This is a genomic window from Corynebacterium sp. HMSC069E04 (assembly GCF_001813175.1).
In the GTDB taxonomy this organism is placed as follows: Bacteria; Actinomycetota; Actinomycetes; order Mycobacteriales; family Mycobacteriaceae; genus Corynebacterium; species Corynebacterium aurimucosum.
This window is the reverse complement of record NZ_KV811665.1, coordinates 79005-96431: the sequence shown is the minus strand read 5'-3', so window position 1 is coordinate 96431 and position 17427 is coordinate 79005. Positions and strand designations below refer to the sequence as shown.

Below are 17427 nucleotides of genomic sequence, written 5' to 3'. Positions count from 1 at the left end.
GGACATGACCACTACCCTCCCACGCCGCGCTTTCCGACGTCCCACCGCCCTCCTCTTCGCTGCCACGCTGGGCGCCGCCTCGCTGAGCGCCTGTTCTTCCAGCGGCGATAACGCCGATGGCGGCTCGGATGCCGGTTCCGATAAGGAGACCATTCAGGTCGTCGCCTCGACCTCCATCTGGGCTGATGTGGCCCAGGCGGTCGTCAACACCGCGCAGACCGACGTCAATATCGACGTCCACGCCATCGTGAGCGGCAACAGAGTGGACCCACACCACTTCGAGCCCACCGCCGCGGATATCGCCCGCGCCGACGAGGCCGACGTCATCATCGCCGGTGGCGGCGGCTACGACGCCTGGCTTTACCAGGCCGTCAAGAACCAGGACCAGATCATTCACGCCCTGCCGCTTACTGCGCATGACCATGGCGATCACGATCATGGAGAACATGAGCATGGCGAGGAACACGACCACGCGCATGATGAGCATGGTCATGACCACCATGACCATGGAGAAGGTCATGACCATGACCACGCTCACGAAGGCGAAACCGTGACCATGGACGAGGCCAAGAAGATTGCCGCCGAGCACCCCGAGCAGGTCACCAACATCGATGGCAACGAGCACGTGTGGTACGACTCCGCCGCCATCGAGAAGGTGGCGACGGAGGTCGCCACCCTCGTTAACGAGGCCAACCCAGAAGCCAAGGCGACCGCCGACCCACTCGTGGAACGTATGGAAGGACTGAAGGCACGCATCGAGAAGCTCCCGCAGCGCAACTACGCGCAGACCGAGCCCATCGCGGACTACATCTTCAAGTACACCGATAGCACCGACGCCACCCCGGAGGGCTACCGCAAGGCCACCGTCGCTGAGGGCGAGCCCACCGCCGCCGACCTGGCCCGCTTCCTCGAGGACATCAAGCAGGACAAGATCGACCTGCTCATCTTCAACCCGCAGACCGAAACTGACATGACCAAGCGCATCCGCGCCGCCGCCGAGGATAAGAACATCCCGGTGGTAGAGATTGGTGAAACCCCACCAGAAGACACCAACTTCCTTGACTACTACGAGGAAGTCGTCAACGCACTCGAGGCTGTGTAAGTGCTCATTTCTTTCAAGAATGCCGCAGTAGAACCACTGTGGTCGGACATGAACCTCGCCGTAGACCGCGGCGAGTTCATCGCCGTTTTGGGCCCCAACGGCGTGGGCAAGTCCACGCTGCTGGGAACAATCTTGGGTACCCGCCAGCTCACCGCGGGCAGCGTCGACGTCAACTGCCGCGTGGGCTTTATCCCACAGCAAAGAATGTTCCCCCAGGACCTGCCCCTGCGCGCCCGGGATCTCGTGTCACTGTCCCTCGCCCATGGCGTGCTCCGGAAGCGAAAGCCGGCGCGGGGGCGTATCGACGAACTCCTCGCCGAAGTTGGCGCCACCGGCATCGCTGACCGCCGCGTGGGCCAGCTCTCCGGTGGACAGCAACAGCTCATCCGCCAAGCCCAGGCCCTAGCCAACGATCCAGAGCTCATCCTCGCAGACGAGCCGCTGTTGTCTTTGGATCCAGCGCGGCAGCAGGCGACCGTCGAGAAGCTCAATGCGTGGCGCCACGAGCGCGGCACCTCCGTACTCTTCGTTACCCATGGCATAAACCCGGTGCTGGGCGTGGTGGATAAAGTGCTCTACCTCGCGCCCAATGGCCACACGTTCGGTTCAGTCGATGAGGTCATGCGCTCCGAGGTCCTCTCGGAACTGTATGGCTCCTCCGTGACTGTTCTCAACGTCGATGGGAGGCTCATCGTTGTCTAAATTCATCGAAGATACCCAGTACCTGCTGGGCGTTGATTTTGTGCAATCCTCGCTCATCGCCTGCGCGCTGCTCGGAATCCTTTCCGGAGTGATGACCTCACTTATCGTCCTGCGCCACATGTCCTTCTCTGTGCACGCCACCTCTGAGCTCGCGCTCATGGGCGCGGCCGCAGCGTTGCTGTTCGGTCTCAACATCGGCTTCGGTGCGATTGCCGGTGCTATCGTGGCCGCCATCATCCTGGCGGTGCTGGGACTGAAAGGCCAACAAGACAGCGCTATCGGCGTGGTCATGAGTTTCGGCCTGGGTCTCTCGGTGCTTTTCTTACACCTCTACCCCGGCAACGCCAAGACCGCAATGACGCTGCTGACGGGACAGATCGTCGGTGTCTCCTCCGCGTCGGTGTGGCTGCTCGCCGCAACCACCGCCATCATCGTCGCCGTGGTGGCGCTCTTCTGGCGCCCCCTGCTTTTCGCTTCCGCGGACCCGGTCATGGCCCAAGCCGCCGGCGTGCCGGTGAAGTCTCTAGCGGTGTGTTTCGCCATCCTCGTGGGCCTGACGGCCGCGCAATCCGTACAGATCGTCGGTTCCCTGCTCGTCATGGCGCTGCTCATCACCCCAGGCGCAGCGGCGGTACAGATTACCTCCTCCCCGCTGCGCGCGGTGGTGTGGTCCACCATCTTCGCGGAGGTCTCCGCCGTGGGCGGCCTGGTCCTCTCCCTGGCGCCGGGCCTGCCCGTCTCGGTCTTCGTCACGAGCATCTCTTTTGTTATTTACCTGGTCTGCCGCGGCATCGGCTGGGCTCGCAGCCGCAAGGCCGTCCGCGACGACGTCGCCGCCCGCCGCGCCTCCCAGGAACACTTCCGCGCCGCCACCGATCGCGCCGACGCCGAGACACACCACACCTCGACGCACGATGAGCACTGCGCGCATCAGGATTAGGCTAGATGCGTGACTTTGGAACGCCGTAGCCTCGAATTACAAGACCGCACCCGCACGTACCTCGTGTACCGCCCGAATGATGACGTCGAGCGCCAGAGAGACCTCCTCCTGTTCTTCCACGGCTCCCTGCAATCCGCGAACGTCATCCGCCGCTTCACTAACGGCACGTTCGATGACCTCGCCACCCGCCACGGCATGCTTGCGGTCTACCCCACCGGCGTGGAACAGCACTTTAACGATGCCCGCGCCACCCTGCCCGTCGCCGCGCGCGAGCTGGGCATCGATGACGTCGCCTTCACGCGCGCCATCCTCGACGAGCTGCGCGCGGAGCAGGAGATTAGCCGCGTGTTCCTCTGCGGCTTCTCCAACGGCGGGCAGATGGTTATCCGCTTGCTCTTCGACGCCCCCGGGCTTGCCGATGCCGCCTGCATCTTCGCCTCCACTCTCGGCGCCGGCGCCAACCATGCGCCCACCAATCCGGACTCGGCGTACCAACCCACCCCGGTCATGTTCGTCCACGGCACGGGCGACCGGCTCGCGCCCTATACGGGCGGAACGGCGGGCATTGACCCGAAGCGCACCCGCGGTGCCGTCACCGGCGCGCAGGAGAACGCCGCACGCTTCGCGGAGCTCAACCATGCCGCCGGCCCAGAGCGCACCCACCTTTTCCCCGACACCGTTGTCGACCGCTGGGAGCCGGCAGACGCCACCGGCGCGCCGGTCGAGCTCGTGAGCGTCGAGGGCATGGGCCACGTCATCCCGTCGGGCAACGAGCTGGACCCACGCCTGGGTAAAAACACGGATTCCTTCATCGCTGCCGAGCTCGTGGAGGAATTCTTCGGGCTCTAGACTGCACGTGCGCCCCATCGTGTCTCACTCCACTCAGCCCCAACCTCGGGTCGAGGCCGTTCGTAGGTGAGCGTCGAGAAGCAATAATTGTGGATTACCGACCAGTGCTTTGGCGATTCCTAGACGCTGTTTCATACCGAGCGAAGCATGCTCGCAGGAAACACTGTGGTGCAATGAAAGGCCTACAAGGGATAAAAGATCCTTCAGTTCATCATTCAGTGAACCTTGTTGTAGTGGTCGGCAATGTCGTTGACGATCGCGTAGAGGTCGCGTTCCATCGCGTAGGTTTTCTTTTCTCGCGTACTGACTAATCACACTTGCGACCCGTTGTTATCTAGAGAATTATTACGTCCCAGCGTGATGTTGCACACGTCTGTGCATGTATGCACTCTCGATGTCACGGTTTGCTGGCGAAGATTCTTCAAGTTACCCGCAGCTGAATCTGTACAAGGTGAAAACGGCAGGCAAAGGACCGAGTTGTCCTCGTCTCTAAGCCGTGGAACCCCAATCCTCCAGAACCTTGTATTCGGCACACGCACGCAATCTGAATGTTCAAGATGTGAAGTACTGGCCAGCAACCAAGAAGTAAAGATCGCCATCCAGCTTTCTCGGCCCTGAATCTAGCATCCGGAGGCGTAGAGAAACTCACGCAACGACTGAAACGCCAGCGTCTGTGTCACGTCGCGCAGCTCAAGGAAGAACCCATCTTCTGTAATTTCAACAATCCGCGCACCGGGGATGGCTGCCACAATCGGCGAGTGCGTCACCACGATGAACTGCGCACCCGCCTCCGCGGCGCGATGGATTTCCGCCATGAGCGTCATCTGCCGCACGAGCGAAAGCCCAGATTCCGGCTCGTCGAGGATGTAGAGCCCGCGCCCATCAAAGGAACGCTGCACGACGTCCATGACGGACTCGCCATGCGACATCGCGGTCGAACCAACGTTGTAGTGCGCCTCCGCTCGCAGGAAGTAGCCGTCCTTGGGCGCGGTACCTAGCCGCAGGCTCGCCCACCTCCGGAGGGGATTGATGGGACCGGCGGAGCGCTGCACACCCCATATCCCACCGCGCTCAGGAAAGCCGTACTCGAAGGCAATGCCCTCGGCGAGCGTCGACTTTCCTACCCCGTTGTCCCCGGTCAGCACGGTCACCGGCGCACGCAGGTCCAGTCCTTGGCGTCGCAGCGCCACGAAACCAGGAACGGAGGACACCCACTCAGGTCCGTGGCCGCCGTCCAGCGCGGCATAGGCGTCGACATAGAAGTCTCTCATTCGCCCTCCCCAATAAGAAACGCGGCGGTTCCCAATGGATCGGCAAGGAACTCGCGCGCGGCGTGGACAGCTTCCGTCGCTTCGGGAGCGACGGGCGCAATCCCCTTGTCGCCGAACGCGTAGACGGTCGCGCCTTGCATGCTGAGGAAGACTGGCGAGTGCGTCGCGAGGATGACCTGCGCGCCCTGGGCGGCGAGGCGCTCGAGCTGCGTGACAACCTCGACCTGCCGGGGATAGGACAAGCCGTCTTCCGGCTCGTCGAGAATGATCATTCCGTCAGAATGGAAGCGTCTCTCGACGAGGGCGAGCAGACCCTGGCCGTGGCTGAGAAACGGCAGGTCACTGAGCGGATCGGGATTCTCCGGGCTGTGGATCTGGTGGTGATACTCGCTCAAGTTGAGGAAGGTCTCGCCGCGCAAGAAGTACACGTCGCGCGGGTTGTGCGCCCGCGAGCAGATGAGCCACTCGGGATAGTCCTCGTCGCCGGTGGCAAACCGGGCGTGGCGCGAGCCGCCCTCGGGATTGACGCCAAGCCCCACGGCGATGGCCTCGAGCAGCGTGGATTTTCCGGCGCCGTTATCCCCCACGACGACGGTCACGGGCGTAGGCAAACGCAAGGCGCCGCCGGGCAGCGCTGCGATGAGCACGCCCAGGCGGCGCATGTGTTCCGGCACGCCGGGCAGTCCCTCCCCAATAAGCTCCGGGGCGGGACGCACACTCGTGAGGAACATGGCGACGAAAGCGTGAGCCTACTTCTGGGCCGCGCGACGCTGGCGGGCGAACTCGGAAAGCACCGCACCTGCCGCCACGGAGGCGTTGAGGGATTCAACCCAGTCGGTCATGGGGATGGACATGATGGCATCGCAGTTCTCGCGGACGAGGCGCGAAATGCCTTTGCCCTCAGAGCCGATGACGATGACAACGGGGTCGGTGCCACCGTTGTAAGTATCGAGGGTGTGCTCGCCTCCCGCATCCAGGCCAACGACCTGGTAGCCGGCTTTCTGGAATTCCTGCACGGTGCGGGTCACGTTGGTCACGCGCGCGACAGGCAGGCGTGCTGCGGTACCGGCCGAGGTGCGCCAAGCCACCGCGGTAACGGAGGCCGAACGGCGCTCCGGGATGATGACGCCGTGGCCGCCGAAAGCAGCGACGGAGCGGATAACCGCGCCGAGGTTACGGGGATCCGTAATGTTATCGAGGATGACGAACATACCCGGTTCCTGAGCATCGCGGGCCCGATCCATCAGGTCATGAACGTCGGCATACTTGTACGGCGGGATCTGCAGGCCAATGCCCTGGTGCATGCCGTTGCCGGTCATGCGATCCATCTCGTGGCGCTGGACCTCAAGAATCGGGATGTTGCGGGTATTGCACATGGCCACTGCCTCCGACAGGCGGGCATCATTACGCGTGCCCTGCACGATGTAGAGGGAGGTAGCAGGCACCTTGGCGTGCAGGCACTCGATGACCGGATTGCGGCCAACGACCATCTCCGCGGTCTCCTTGTGGTGGCGGCCCGAGTTGCGGCGTTCGCGCTCCAGCTTCGCCTTGTGCTTGGCGTGGTAGACGCGGTCCTCCGCCTTCGGCGTGGGCCCCTTGCCGGCTAGGCCCTTGCGGCGCTGACCGCCAGAGCCCTTCGTAGCGCCCTTCTTATTCGTCTTGCGGATACCTGCGCCGCCGCGGCCATGGGTACGTGCCATAATTCTTCTCCTTATGTTGTCCTCGGCTTCTGTGCTGTCCTAGGCCTTTGCCAAGGACGTTAATCCGCCAAGGACCAGGTGGGGCCGTCGGCGGTGTCGGTGATGGTAATACCCGCGGCTGCAAGGCGGTCGCGCACAGCGTCCGCAGTAGCCCAATCCTTTTCTGCGCGGGCGGTAGTGCGACGCTCCAACTCGGCTCGGACGAGGACGTCCAATGCCGCATCAGCGCCGCTTTCTTCGCCACTATCTTTCCACTGTTCATCGAGTGGATCAAAGCCAAGAACCGCAGCCATGACGCGCACCGCCCCGGCAAGGCGCTCGGCTTCCTCACGGTTGCCTTCTCCCAGCGCCTTATTGCCCGCGCGCACCGTGGTGTGGATTTCCGCCAGCGCCTTCGGGACAGCAATGTCATCGTTCATTGCGTCCTCGAAGGCCGCGGTCCACTGGCCCTTCTCGACGCCCTCGAACTTGCCCACAAAGTCCTCAATACGACGGTAGCCCGCCGCGGCCTCGGTCAGCGCTGCCTCAGAGTATTCGAGGACCGAACGGTAGTGCGCGGAACCCAGGTAGTAGCGCAGCTCCACCGGGCGGACGATATCCAGCATGTTGGCAATGGAAAGCACGTTACCTAGGGACTTGGACATCTTCTCACCGGACATGGTCACCCAGTGGTTGTGCATCCAATAGTTGGCAAACCTATCGCCGGCCGCATGGGACTGTGCAATCTCGTTCTCGTGGTGCGGGAACTGCAGGTCCAGGCCGCCGCAGTGGATATCGAACTCGCTACCCAGGTAGTAGGTGGACATGGCCGAGCACTCCAGATGCCAGCCCGGACGGCCGCGCCCCCAGGGAGTGGGCCAGGACGGCTCGCCCGGCTTAGCCGCCTTCCACAGGGCAAAGTCCTGTGGACTGCGCTTGCCAGCGTTGTCTGTTTCGCCCTGTTCCATCTCCTCGACGCGGTTGCCCGACAGCGCGCCGTAATCCGCCCCTTCCGTGGCATTCCACGCGGCGACATCAAAGTAAACGGAGCCAGCCTCATCGTCCTCCCCCGCTGGGCCCCCAGGCACGGCGTAGGCGAAGCCGGCGTCGATAAGCCTCTGCATGTACTCCACCATCTGGGTCACAAAACCCGTCGCGCGCGGCTCCACAGAGGGCGGCAGAACGCCCAGGGTGTTATAGGCCTTGGTGAACTCGCGCTCATAGGTGGATACCCACTCCCACCAAGGGCGGTCATTCTCGGCTGCCTTGGTCAAGATCTTGTCATCGATATCAGTGACGTTGCGCACGAGTGCCACGTCATAGCCCTGTGCAAGCAGCCAGCGGCGCAGGATGTCAAAGGCAACGCCGGAGCGCAGGTGCCCAATGTGCGGCTGGGACTGCGGGGTGGCACCACACAGGTAGATCGACGCATGGCCGGGACGAACCGGCTCGAACTCACGTTGGCTGCGGGTGGCGGTATCAAAAATGCGCAAAGTACTCACCCGGCCCAGTCTAATTGACCCCTTGATAGGATTTCACCACGGCCGATAGTCACACGGAGCAGGACTGGGCGCAGTGCCTGTCCATTCAACCCGATTTAGGTCGCGGATGGATGAGCAACGTCACTTTTAACACTGATACCTGGCGGCTTACAGCAGCGTGATGGGATTGTTCCGCACTCAATTGACCTAAGACAGGAAGGCGTCCCGTAAAAGGCATCTGTCACAAGGCATCTTTGGGTCCAAAAACGCCATCTGCCACGAATAAATGGCGTTTTCAGCCGTGAAAACGCCATTTGACTGATGCCTTTTGTCAGACGCCCTTTGCCAGATGCCTCTAGCACGTCGACGGAGGCACGCAACTGTTCACGGAGCTAACGGTAAAGCATAAGCTCGACGCGTCGGAGCTCGTCATATAAAGCGCGCTCCGCTTTCGAAAAGCGACCGGACTCTGCAAGCATCCGCAAATCTTCAGAGCTAAGGTTTTCACCAACCGCAGCTTCCAAGGCGTGCAGGAGTTCGTCGTGCCGAGCACGAAGTGCCTCGGTATTGGTAATTCGCATTGTCAAAGCCACAGCGTCCTCCTTTTCTGATGACTTTACGTTAGGAATTGGGAGCGCGCCAGACCACGGCGGTGGCCACGGCTGCGCGGCCCTCCTTACGGCCGGTGAAGCCGAGGTGATCCGTCGTCGTGGCCGAAACAGACACAGGGGCGCCGAGGATGTCACTCAGCACGGACTCGGCTTCCTTCCGCCGCGGTCCCATCTTGGGGCTCTGCCCAACCAACTGTGCGGCGGCGTTGCCGATAATGAAGCCTTCCTTCTCCAGCAGCTCGCGGCACTCGCGCAGCAGCTGGGCACCGGAGACCCCGTCGTACTCTGGCCGGCCCACGCCGACGAAGGAGCCGAGGTCGCCGAGGTTGGAGGCGGAGAGCAAGGCGTCGACAAGCGCGTGGCTCACCACATCACCATCGGAATGGCCCTCGCAGCCATCCACGTCCTCGAAGAGGAGACCTGCGATCCAACAGGGTTTTCCAGGCTCGATCTGGTGGGCGTCGGTGGCGATTCCCACGCGCGGGATAATCGGGTTAGTCACTAGGCACCTCGAAGATGGTCGGTTCGGCCTCATCCGTCACGGCCTTGGCCAGGACGAGGTCAATGGGGGTGGTGATCTTGAACGCGAAGGTATCTCCCTGCACGGTCTCCACGCGCTCGCCGTGCCATTCCATGAGGCTGGCGTCATCCGTGGCGACGAAGTCAGGGTCCTGCGCCCAATAGTCTAGGTTGGCGCGGCGCAGCGCGGCCAGGTTAAAACCCTGCGGCGTTTGCACAGCGCGCAGACGGAAACGGTCTGGGGTGGACAGGACCGTCTGGCCCTCCACCTCTTTGATGGTGTCTGCCACGGGAAGGACCGGGATGACTGCGGTGGCGCCGTCGAGCACGCGCTTGGCGACGCGCGCGATCATCCCCGGCGGCGTCAATGCCCGGGCGGCGTCGTGGATGAGCACCACGGCGTCCTCCTCCGGGATTGCTTGCAGTCCCGCCCAGACGGAATCGGCGCGCTCGCCCCCGCCGTGGACGATGCGAATGGGTACGTCAGAATCGATGCGGCCGAGGATGCTGGAGGCATAATCTTCCATGGCCGGGCTGACCAGCACGATGATCTCATCAACGAATTCGGAGGTGATCATCGCCCGAACGGAGCGCTCCAAGAGGGTGCGCCCGCGTAGCTCCACGTAGGCCTTGGGAACGTCTGCGCCGAGGCGTGTGCCCTGCCCGGCAGCCGCGACGAGAGCAATGACGCGGGGGGTGGGCTGGTCCTTAGTCTTCGTCGTCGAAGGAGAGGTCATCGAGATCGACGTCATTGTCAATGTCGGTGGTAATGGACTTGTCATCCACCAGGCCAGCGGCGCGGTGACGCTCGATGGTGGCGTTGATTTCCTCCATCATGGTGTCAGCCTTCTTCTCATCAACCGGCTTGGCCAGGGAGAGCTCACCGACCAGAATCTGGCGGGCCTTGGCCAGCATGCGCTTCTCACCAGCGGACAGGCCGCGGTCCTGGTCGCGGCGCCACAGGTCACGCACAACCTCGGCCACCTTGTTGATGTCGCCGGAGGCGAGGCGCTCCTGGTTGGCCTTGTAGCGGCGGGACCAGTTGCCGGCTTCCTCAACGTCTACTTCGCGCAGAACGGAAAAGACCTTCTCGAGGCCTTCCTTGCCCACGACATCACGCACGCCGACCATCTCAACGTTCTTGGAAGGCACGCGGACCACGAGGTCGGACTGGTTGATTTGGAGAACGAGGTATTCGAGCTCCTCGCCGCCCATCTCCCGGGTTTCAATCGCCGTAATCTTGGCGGCGCCGTGGTGGGGGTAGACGACGACCTCTCCGACCTTAAATTCCATTGCCACTCCTTGTGAAGCCTTTGAGACGGTGCCCATCGTGTGCTCTCGGCGTACTCTCGGTGGGCCGCATATACAGGGAATCTATTCTAGCACGCAGCCATCGTGCCCCGCTCCCCCGCCCGGGTACCGCCTGCCCGCCGCTTTACACCACGGTGACGCCCTATAGAAAGCTCGGCTACCCCCGGTCTACCCAAGGGGTTTGCTGGAAACTGTGTGCTTTCTTCCCAGAGGTACTAGGCTAAAGCGTTGATAAGCTTTGTGATCGCAATTCAATGGAGGACACTCACAGTGCAGTCCCTGAAGTCCGCCGCTCGCTGCGGTGCCATCATGTCAGTTACCGCCCTCTCCGCGCTGGCCTTGGCGTCCTGCTCGGCCGGTCATGTTGCTCAGACCGCGGAAAAGGTGATTGCTGTCGACGGCGCATCCGCAAGCTCCGAAGATGGAAAGGTGGCCGTGCGTGACGTCACCATTCAGGTTGAGCCGGACACCGGTGAGACCTCCCTCAAGTTCATCGCCGTCAACCAGGGCTACAAGGTCAACGACGTCGTCCTCGAGTCCGTCAGCGTCGACGGCCAGGATGTTCCTCTGGAGGGCGTCGAGCCGCTCCCCCGCGATCATTCCCTCTTTGCTGATTCCCAGACGAACCTGGACCGCCTCCCCAAGGACGGCAAGGATGAGAACATCACTTATGTGACCACCTCCCTGGAGAACGAGGACTACGCCTTCGGCGGCTCCCGCCCGGTGACCTTCACCTTCAACACCGGCACCATTGAGGTTGACGCCACCGTGTCCGCCTCCCCGCTGCAGTCCGGTGACTTCGACCGCGACCCGCAGTCCACCGAAGGCTACGCTGAGAACAAGTAAGCCTTTTCTTCAAAGCGCAACCGCCCCAGCTGCCAAAGTTTTCCCGGATCTTCGAATCGGGGAATCAACTTCGTCAGTTGGGGCGGTTGCGTTTCGTATTAGTGCTTCCGTAGATGCACAAAGGCCACCGCATGAGATACACGCGGTGGCCTTTTCTACAGTGCCAGTGAGGTGCTTAGGCCTGAGAAGAGGTCAGAGCCAGCACAACGATGGAGTTCACGATGCCCAGGGAGGACAGAGCAGCCGGAACCAGAAGAAGGTTCGGCGCCTGCGGGCCACCGACCTTAACCATCTGATCCATAACCTGGTTCAGCGGCTCCGGGTAGGTAGCAGCAGAAGCGGCCGGGGTGCCTGCAACGGCCAGAGAGGTAGCAGCGGCCAGGGCAACGAGGGTGCGACGAATCTTCATTTTGTCTCCTTGAATAGTGAGGTTTGTGTGTGAGAGGTCTGGACTAGGACAGCAGGTTCGACAGGAAGCCCAAGGAGGACAGGGCAGCCGGGACGAGGATGATGTTCTGAGCCTCGTAGCCAGCGGTGTTAGCAATCTGGGTCAGAACGGAAGCCAGCGGCTCCGGCGCCTGCGCTGCGGAAGCAGCCGGGGTACCAGCAAAAGCGATGGCAACAGCAGCGCCAGCGGCAACGAGAGTGCGACGAATCTTCATGAGAATTACCTTCTTACTAGAGAATCGGACAGATATGAAGAGGGACAGGCACACACATTGGAGTAACCTGCTTAACACTGTAACGCCTTCATGAGTAGCGCGCGCGGTAAGTGAAAAAGACCTACTTCATTTCACGAGCACACTGGATGTCCACGCGGCTTACTAGAGTGTGAGACATGGCAAAAAAGGTTCGTCCCGTCCACACGTGTTCTGAGTGTGGCTTCGTCTCCCCCAAGTGGCTCGGCCGCTGCCCTGAGTGTGGCTCATGGGGGACGCTGCAGGAAACCGCGGCGACTCAAAGCAGTACCGCCGCCCAAGCCGCCGTGTCTGGGCGGCGCCCCACAGGCTTGACGCCGACGAGCCCGGCGGTGCCGATAACGACGGTCGGCGCGTCAGCGACGAAGGCCATCAATACCGGCGTCGGGGAGCTTGACCGCGTTCTCGGCCGCGGCATCGTCCCTGGTTCGGTCGTGCTCATGGCGGGAGAGCCGGGAGTCGGCAAATCCACTCTGCTGCTGGAGGTAGCCTCCCGCTGGGCACAGTTGGGCCGCACTGCCCTGTACGCCACCGCGGAGGAATCCGCCGGGCAGGTTCGCGCCCGCGCGGAGCGCACCGGGGCGCTGCATGAGACGCTCTACCTTGCGGCCGAGTCAAACCTGGACGTCGTCTTTGGCCATGTAGAGCAGCTTAAGCCCAGCCTGCTCATCGTGGACTCCGTCCAAACCATGCACGCCGCCGGGGTCGAAGGCGTCGCTGGCGGCGTAGCGCAGTCACGCGCTGTGACCGCAGCGCTGACCACGCTAGCCAAAACCACCGGCATCCCTATCCTCCTCGTCGGGCACGTGACCAAGGATGGCAACGTCGCCGGTCCGCGCGTGCTCGAGCACCTCGTGGACGTTGTCTTGAACTTTGAAGGTGACCGCCAATCCTCACTGCGGCTGCTTCGCGGCCTGAAGAACCGCTTTGGCGCTACCGATGAGATGGGCTGCTTCGAGCAGACAGCGGCCGGAATCAGGGAGGTCGCGGATCCTTCCGGCCTCTTTCTCTCCCACCGCGGCAGCACCCCGGATGGCTCCGCGGTGACCGTCGCCATGGATGGTGTGCGCCCCATCTTGGCCGAGGTACAAGCGTTGACCGTCGATCCCGTGGCCAAGAACCCGCGGCGCGTGGTGACGGGGCTCGACGCCAACCGCGTCCCCATGGTGCTCGCGGTGCTGCAGGCCCGCGCGGGCGAGCGCACCAACGATAAGGACGCCTACGTGGCCACGGTGGGAGGAATGAAGATTCAGGAACCAGCCACGGATCTTGCCGTAGCGCTCGCCACGTGGTCCTCCTTGCACGAGCAGCCGCTACCACCGAAGACGGTGGTCATCGGTGAGGTGGGCCTAGCTGGCGAGGTGCGCCGTGTGCCGAACCTAGACCGCCGCTTGGCAGAAGCGTCCCGTTTGGGTTACCGCTACGCCATCGTCCCGCCCGGAAAGGTAGAGATCGGCGGCGGCATGCAGGTGCACCAAGCCGCAACGCTGAGCGAGGCGATTGCAGCGCTTAAAGCAAGTTAAACGGCAACGCTGGGGAGTAGTTTTCCCCGATGACGGTATGCAGGAAGTAAGCACCCGGCTCGGCTTCCTCACGCTCGGTACACTTGCCCGGTTCGGAGCGCTTGCGGGACCAATCCGCCTGGAAGTAGCGGGTCTCACCGGACTTGAAGGTCTGCTTGCCGGTTTCTACAGAGGCATAGCAGTCAGTATCGGCCCACACGCGCTCGTTAGAGCCCATCTTGTAAACCTCAAAGCGCAGCTGCTCTTCATCGAGGTCGATGGAGCAATCCTTTGTCGTCGGGTTAAAAACCTCCAGGTAGAAGGTCGGCATCTTACCGGCCGGGACGCTGTCCTCATTGGTCTTAGCCAGCACCTTGAGGTCCTGGAGGGAGCACGTCGTCTTGGACGGGTCCACGGTCAGCTCATCCGGCTTCGCCTCTGACGTTGGTTCTTCCTTGCCGGACTCGCCCGCCTCGGATTTCGCCGGTTCCGTCGAACCCGTCGCTTCGGCGGATTCCTTGGCTGAGGTGGGCTCCGTCGTTTCCGCTGCGGAGGTTGTTTTTTCCGAAGGTGCCAAGGTATCCGAAACCGCTGCCTGCTGCGACTCGGCCGCCGAGTCCTCCTTCGAACCGCCAAAGAGCGCGGTAGCAGCGAAGATAAGAACAACCACGAGTACCAAGATCGCCACGAGTGCGGCGACGCGACGACGCACGTAGATCTCTCGCGGCAGCTGCTTCGGGGTACGGGATGGCTCAGTCACAGGTCTTAGTTTAAGGGGACTCGAGCCCAACCCGGGCCAGCCCCAAGCCGCGTGTCTTGAGCAGCGGCTTCTACGCGCTTGGGGCCCGCCCAGCGCCCAGGGCTAATGAACTCCGTGCAGGACGACGGTTTCCACGCTGGAATCCTCAAGGAGGTAGCGCAGGCCGACGATGCCGAGCGTTCCGGCGTCGAGAAGCCGGCGTGCAGCCGGAATATCGGAGATGATCTGGGAAACCACCTGCGCGGTGTTTTCGCGCTCGAAGTCAGCGCGCTCTTCGCGGCCATCACGCTTGGCCACCATCGAGGCCGCGGCAACTTGCTCGATGATCGGGCGCTGCAGGCCCGTGGGCAATTCGCGACCATCCAGGAAGTCCTTGGCCGCGCCCACTGCGCCGCAGGACTGATGTCCCATGACAACGAGCAGGTTGGCGTGGAGGTTTTCTAAGGCATAATCCAGCGAGGCCATCACCGCGCTGTCCAAAATGTGGCCCGCGGTACGGATGACGAAGGCATCGCCGAAACCAATGTTGAACACGTGCTCGATCGGCGCGCGGGAGTCCGAGCAGGCCAATACGATGACGCGCGGATCCTGGCCCTGGGTCAGGCCAGCGCGCAGCTTCGCGTCCTGGTTAACGGCGATGAGGTTGCCCGTAACGAGGCGTTGATTACCTTGCTGGAGGGCTTCCCACACTTTCTGTGGATTTTGAGGAACTTTAGCTAAAGGCATGTTTCTTAGCTTAGACCTCAGCGCCCTACACTGAGGTGCCTATGGATACCCAAGCTGTCGTGGAATGGTTCGATGCCCATGAGCGCCCCCTGCCGTGGCGCCGACCGGGTACCTCAGCGTGGGGTGTGCTCTTAAGCGAGGTCATGAGCCAACAGACCCCCGTCGCACGCGTGGCCCCACAGTGGGAGGAGTGGATGCGCCGCTGGCCCACCCCACACGACCTCGCGGCGGCATCCAAAGCGGATGTACTGCGCGCCTGGGGAAAGCTGGGCTACCCGCGCCGCGCGCTGCGCTTGTGGGAGTGCGCGAAGGAGATTGGTGAGGGGGCGGTTCCGGGGGACGTCGACAAGCTCTTGGCGTTGCCCGGGATCGGTGAGTACACCGCGCGCGCCGTGGCGTGCTTCCATTTTGGCTACAACGTCCCGGTGGTGGATACCAACGTGCGCCGCGTCTATGCCCGCGCCGAGGAGGGCCGCTTCCTCGCGCCGCCTCCCACAAAACGCGAGCTGGCACAGGTGGAAGCACTGCTTCCGGAGGAGAATGGGCCACGTTTTTCCGCCGCGCTCATGGAGCTCGGTGCACTGGTGTGCACAGCCAAGAACCCCGACTGCGCCGCCTGCCCCATCAAAGCCTCGTGCGCGTGGCAGCTCGCGGGCTGTCCGGAACCCAGCGAAGAGGAGGCAGCGCGGGCAAAGAAGCGCGTGCAGAAGTTCACCGGCACGGACCGCCAGGTGCGCGGGCTGCTTCTCGACGTCCTCCGCGGCTCACCCCACCCAGTTCCCCAAGCCGACCTGGATGCGGTGTGGCCGGACGCGACGCAGCGCTCGCGGGCGCAGGCCTCGCTTATCGAGGATGGCCTAATGGACATCAACGAGCAGGGCCTGTTTCACCTGCCGCACTAGGCACGTGCGAGAAATCGATGAGGTGACCGAAGGTCCAATCGCGGTCAGTCAGCAGGCGGGCGAGGATGAGCCCGCAACCAATGGCCGCCACGGCCATCGAGGCAGTGGCGAAGTTGTTCAACGCCTGGTCCATGTTGCCAACATTAAGGTGATAAACCGTGCGGAACATGGAGGTTCCCGGGATCATGATGACGGACGCCGGCACCGTCGTGGTGATGCGCGGTAGATGCGCGCGCTTGGAGGCCACCGCGCCCAAGAGCCCCACGATGAGACCGCCGGCGAACGCGCCGACGTAGCTTGTGGCCCCGACCCCGATAAGGATAAGGCGAACGAGGTTGGCCACCGTTCCCACCGCGGCCGCCACGAGCACCATCCGGCGCGAGGAATTAAAGAGGAACGCGAATCCGGAAATGCCCAAGAAGCTGGCCGCCGCGGCGGCGAGGTACCACACCGGCGCATAGTCGGGGATGCCCGGTTCCGGAGTTAGCTCCGTGGTCCAGCTGACCAACGCCACGGTAAAGGTCGCGGCGGTGATCACCGTCAGCGCATAGGTCAGGCGGGAAAGCCCGGCCTCGAAGTCGAAGCGCGCGAGGTCAATGAGCGCGGAGAACAACGGGAAGCCGGGAATGAGGAAGAGCACCGCGGCCACGTAGCCCGAGGAAAACTCTGACGGGTCCGCCACTCCGGCGGCGGCCACGGCCTCGGTGGTGAAGAAGTACACGAGGCTGGCCACCGTTCCGGCTGCCACGATGCACCCCAGTTGGTGGACGTGCTTGCCGTGCAAAACCGCGCGGGTGAGCTGACCACAAAAGGCGGCGAGGGCTACCAGCAGAATCGCCAGCGGCGTAAAGAAGTTCAGGACCGCGAAAGAGGCGCACGCAATGGACGCCGCCGCAGCTAGGAGCCAGCGGTTCCACCGCTTGACCACGTTGGCCTCGATGACGTCGAGCATCTTTGTGAGTTCTTCCGCCGTGATGCCCGCGTACAGCCGGTGGTGGGTCAGGTCCTCAAGGGCTTCGATCCGGGAAGCGTCGACAGCCGGCGAATGCTGTTGCGCCACCACCGTGCGGAAGTCGCGGCCACGGTGGAACGTACAGGTGATCTGTGTGACGCCAACGTTGGCGTCGAGCCGATCAAAGCCGAGCGCGCGGGCGGCACGTTTCATGCCGCGCAGCACGCGGTAGCCGGACGTTCCCGCACCCATGAGCATCATGCCTAGGCGCAGGACGACGTCAGCCTCGTACCCCATACGGACATAGTCGCTGCTGGGGTGAGAAGTCATTAGCGCCAGCGCCCCCGGAAGTTCAGTCCACCGGGAAGATTGACCCACATGCCGCCGCGGGAGTTAAAGGTCACGGGACCGACCTTTGTCGACATCGAGGCACCGGAGCCGGAGAGATTGATCCAGCTATTTTTTCCGGTCTTCTTGCGCTTGCGAAAATAAATGCCCATGCGCGCTAGCTTAGCGCAGCGACGTCTCAGCGCAGCGAAGTCGCTGCGTACCGGCGACAGAACGATTACCCTTACG

At 62.8% G+C, this 17427-nt stretch carries 22 protein-coding genes; 7 read left to right on the top strand and 15 right to left on the bottom strand.

The genetic code is table 11. The features are described 5' to 3' along the window. Positions 1–4: 4 nt before the first annotated feature. The 4 genes from HMPREF2896_RS05100 to HMPREF2896_RS05085 are packed head-to-tail and all read left to right on the top strand — an operon-like array spanning position 5 to position 3593. Positions 5–1102, top strand: coding sequence for a metal ABC transporter solute-binding protein, Zn/Mn family (locus HMPREF2896_RS05100; RefSeq protein ID WP_070718227.1), 1098 nt, complete (start codon positions 5–7; stop codon positions 1100–1102). After that, positions 1103–1804: a metal ABC transporter ATP-binding protein gene (locus HMPREF2896_RS05095; protein WP_070711552.1), complete on the top strand. Its 702-nt coding sequence runs from the start codon at positions 1103–1105 to the stop codon at positions 1802–1804. After that, positions 1782–2744, top strand: a complete 963-nt coding sequence (locus tag HMPREF2896_RS05090) for a metal ABC transporter permease (protein ID WP_198531109.1) — start codon at positions 1782–1784, stop codon at positions 2742–2744. The genes HMPREF2896_RS05095 and HMPREF2896_RS05090 overlap by 23 nt, the downstream gene beginning before the upstream one ends. A 9-nt stretch (positions 2745–2753) precedes the next feature. Further along, positions 2754–3593 carry a CE1 family esterase gene (locus HMPREF2896_RS05085; protein WP_070522820.1) on the top strand — a complete coding sequence of 280 codons (840 nt, stop codon included), beginning with the start codon at positions 2754–2756 and terminating at the stop codon, positions 3591–3593. A gap of 33 nt (positions 3594–3626) precedes the next feature. Here HMPREF2896_RS05085 and HMPREF2896_RS12380 read toward each other — a convergent pair whose 3' ends face one another. From HMPREF2896_RS12380 to HMPREF2896_RS05045, 9 genes are all read right to left on the bottom strand, one after another. Beyond that, positions 3627–3908 (bottom strand): ATP-binding cassette domain-containing protein, encoded by a 282-nt coding sequence (locus HMPREF2896_RS12380; protein ID WP_080550367.1) that lies wholly within the window; start codon positions 3906–3908, stop codon positions 3627–3629. A 305-nt stretch (positions 3909–4213) separates the two neighbouring features. Beyond that, entirely contained in the window at positions 4214–4864 is a 651-nt protein-coding gene (locus HMPREF2896_RS05080; protein ID WP_010188886.1) for an AAA family ATPase, read from the bottom strand. Continuing rightward, the gene (locus HMPREF2896_RS05075) at positions 4861–5595 is read right to left on the bottom strand and encodes an AAA family ATPase (RefSeq protein WP_010188884.1); all 735 of its coding nucleotides are present in this window, start codon (positions 5593–5595) and stop codon (positions 4861–4863) included. The genes HMPREF2896_RS05080 and HMPREF2896_RS05075 overlap by 4 nt, the downstream gene beginning before the upstream one ends. Before the next feature lie 18 nt (positions 5596–5613). Beyond that, positions 5614–6564 (bottom strand): 23S rRNA (guanosine(2251)-2'-O)-methyltransferase RlmB, encoded by a 951-nt coding sequence (rlmB, locus tag HMPREF2896_RS05070; protein ID WP_070562308.1) that lies wholly within the window; start codon positions 6562–6564, stop codon positions 5614–5616. Positions 6565–6623: 59 nt separating this feature from the next. After that, positions 6624–8045 (bottom strand): cysteine--tRNA ligase, encoded by a 1422-nt coding sequence (gene cysS, locus HMPREF2896_RS05065; protein WP_070562311.1) that lies wholly within the window; start codon positions 8043–8045, stop codon positions 6624–6626. Between the two features lie 371 nt (positions 8046–8416). Beyond that, the gene (locus HMPREF2896_RS05060; RefSeq protein ID WP_141746401.1) at positions 8417–8617 is read right to left on the bottom strand and encodes a hypothetical protein; all 201 of its coding nucleotides are present in this window, start codon (positions 8615–8617) and stop codon (positions 8417–8419) included. Between the two features lie 28 nt (positions 8618–8645). Beyond that, positions 8646–9137: a 2-C-methyl-D-erythritol 2,4-cyclodiphosphate synthase gene (gene ispF, locus HMPREF2896_RS05055; protein ID WP_070562317.1), complete on the bottom strand. Its 492-nt coding sequence runs from the start codon at positions 9135–9137 to the stop codon at positions 8646–8648. Then, positions 9130–9891: a 2-C-methyl-D-erythritol 4-phosphate cytidylyltransferase gene (gene ispD / locus HMPREF2896_RS05050; protein ID WP_070562320.1), complete on the bottom strand. Its 762-nt coding sequence runs from the start codon at positions 9889–9891 to the stop codon at positions 9130–9132. The genes ispF and ispD overlap by 8 nt, the downstream gene beginning before the upstream one ends. Then, positions 9863–10447 carry a CarD family transcriptional regulator gene (locus tag HMPREF2896_RS05045; RefSeq protein ID WP_070522798.1) on the bottom strand — a complete coding sequence of 195 codons (585 nt, stop codon included), beginning with the start codon at positions 10445–10447 and terminating at the stop codon, positions 9863–9865. Before HMPREF2896_RS05045 ends, ispD begins: the two co-directional genes overlap by 29 nt. A gap of 288 nt (positions 10448–10735) precedes the next feature. Between HMPREF2896_RS05045 and HMPREF2896_RS05040 the strand changes: the two genes are divergently transcribed. Beyond that, positions 10736–11311 carry a hypothetical protein gene (locus tag HMPREF2896_RS05040; protein WP_070532295.1) on the top strand — a complete coding sequence of 192 codons (576 nt, stop codon included), beginning with the start codon at positions 10736–10738 and terminating at the stop codon, positions 11309–11311. A gap of 175 nt (positions 11312–11486) precedes the next feature. On the opposite strand, the gene HMPREF2896_RS05035 is transcribed toward HMPREF2896_RS05040, so the two are convergent. Next, positions 11487–11720, bottom strand: coding sequence for a hypothetical protein (locus HMPREF2896_RS05035; RefSeq protein WP_070532292.1), 234 nt, complete (start codon positions 11718–11720; stop codon positions 11487–11489). Positions 11721–11763: 43 nt separating this feature from the next. Beyond that, positions 11764–11973, bottom strand: a complete 210-nt coding sequence (locus HMPREF2896_RS05030; RefSeq protein ID WP_070532290.1) for a hypothetical protein — start codon at positions 11971–11973, stop codon at positions 11764–11766. Positions 11974–12149: 176 nt separating this feature from the next. On the opposite strand from HMPREF2896_RS05030, the gene radA reads away from it, so the two are divergent. Further along, complete coding sequence (radA, locus tag HMPREF2896_RS05025; protein WP_070718224.1) at positions 12150–13532, top strand: DNA repair protein RadA; 1383 nt, start codon at positions 12150–12152, stop codon at positions 13530–13532. Here radA and HMPREF2896_RS05020 read toward each other — a convergent pair. Then, positions 13519–14271 (bottom strand): hypothetical protein, encoded by a 753-nt coding sequence (locus HMPREF2896_RS05020; protein WP_070522784.1) that lies wholly within the window; start codon positions 14269–14271, stop codon positions 13519–13521. The two genes, radA and HMPREF2896_RS05020, sit on opposite strands and share 14 nt — an antisense overlap. A 102-nt stretch (positions 14272–14373) precedes the next feature. Beyond that, positions 14374–14997 (bottom strand): carbonic anhydrase, encoded by a 624-nt coding sequence (locus tag HMPREF2896_RS05015; protein ID WP_070718219.1) that lies wholly within the window; start codon positions 14995–14997, stop codon positions 14374–14376. Between the two features lie 41 nt (positions 14998–15038). Between HMPREF2896_RS05015 and HMPREF2896_RS05010 the strand changes: the two genes are divergently transcribed. Next, complete coding sequence (locus HMPREF2896_RS05010; protein WP_070522778.1) at positions 15039–15899, top strand: HhH-GPD family protein; 861 nt, start codon at positions 15039–15041, stop codon at positions 15897–15899. On the opposite strand, the gene HMPREF2896_RS05005 is transcribed toward HMPREF2896_RS05010, so the two are convergent. Together HMPREF2896_RS05005 and HMPREF2896_RS12375 are read right to left on the bottom strand one after the other, a co-directional pair. Beyond that, positions 15865–17181 carry a threonine/serine exporter family protein gene (locus HMPREF2896_RS05005; protein ID WP_070532280.1) on the bottom strand — a complete coding sequence of 439 codons (1317 nt, stop codon included), beginning with the start codon at positions 17179–17181 and terminating at the stop codon, positions 15865–15867. The genes HMPREF2896_RS05010 and HMPREF2896_RS05005 overlap by 35 nt on opposite strands. Then, on the bottom strand, positions 17181–17351 hold the full coding sequence (locus tag HMPREF2896_RS12375; RefSeq protein WP_083299135.1) for a DUF4236 domain-containing protein: 171 nt from the start codon (positions 17349–17351) through the stop codon (positions 17181–17183). The genes HMPREF2896_RS05005 and HMPREF2896_RS12375 overlap by 1 nt, the downstream gene beginning before the upstream one ends. Positions 17352–17427 lie beyond the last annotated feature (76 nt).

What these genes read in the sequence shown, in the direction of transcription:
- HMPREF2896_RS05015 (WP_070718219.1), bottom strand. Translation starts at nt 14,997, where the DNA reads ATGCCTTTAGCTAAAGTTCCTCAAAATCCACAGAAAGTGTGGGAAGCC.
- HMPREF2896_RS12375 (WP_083299135.1), bottom strand. Translation starts at nt 17,351, where the DNA reads ATGGGCATTTATTTTCGCAAGCGCAAGAAGACCGGAAAAAATAGCTGG.
- HMPREF2896_RS05080 (WP_010188886.1), bottom strand. Translation starts at nt 4,864, where the DNA reads ATGAGAGACTTCTATGTCGACGCCTATGCCGCGCTGGACGGCGGCCAC.
- HMPREF2896_RS05100 (WP_070718227.1), top strand. Translation starts at nt 5, where the DNA reads ATGACCACTACCCTCCCACGCCGCGCTTTCCGACGTCCCACCGCCCTC.
- radA (WP_070718224.1), top strand. Translation starts at nt 12,150, where the DNA reads ATGGCAAAAAAGGTTCGTCCCGTCCACACGTGTTCTGAGTGTGGCTTC.
- HMPREF2896_RS05005 (WP_070532280.1), bottom strand. Translation starts at nt 17,181, where the DNA reads ATGACTTCTCACCCCAGCAGCGACTATGTCCGTATGGGGTACGAGGCT.
- ispD (WP_070562320.1), bottom strand. Translation starts at nt 9,891, where the DNA reads ATGACCTCTCCTTCGACGACGAAGACTAAGGACCAGCCCACCCCCCGC.
- HMPREF2896_RS05045 (WP_070522798.1), bottom strand. Translation starts at nt 10,447, where the DNA reads ATGGAATTTAAGGTCGGAGAGGTCGTCGTCTACCCCCACCACGGCGCC.
- HMPREF2896_RS05010 (WP_070522778.1), top strand. Translation starts at nt 15,039, where the DNA reads ATGGATACCCAAGCTGTCGTGGAATGGTTCGATGCCCATGAGCGCCCC.
- HMPREF2896_RS05035 (WP_070532292.1), bottom strand. Translation starts at nt 11,720, where the DNA reads ATGAAGATTCGTCGCACCCTCGTTGCCCTGGCCGCTGCTACCTCTCTG.
- HMPREF2896_RS05090 (WP_198531109.1), top strand. Translation starts at nt 1,782, where the DNA reads ATGGGAGGCTCATCGTTGTCTAAATTCATCGAAGATACCCAGTACCTG.
- HMPREF2896_RS05075 (WP_010188884.1), bottom strand. Translation starts at nt 5,595, where the DNA reads ATGTTCCTCACGAGTGTGCGTCCCGCCCCGGAGCTTATTGGGGAGGGA.
- HMPREF2896_RS05030 (WP_070532290.1), bottom strand. Translation starts at nt 11,973, where the DNA reads ATGAAGATTCGTCGCACTCTCGTTGCCGCTGGCGCTGCTGTTGCCATC.
- rlmB (WP_070562308.1), bottom strand. Translation starts at nt 6,564, where the DNA reads ATGGCACGTACCCATGGCCGCGGCGGCGCAGGTATCCGCAAGACGAAT.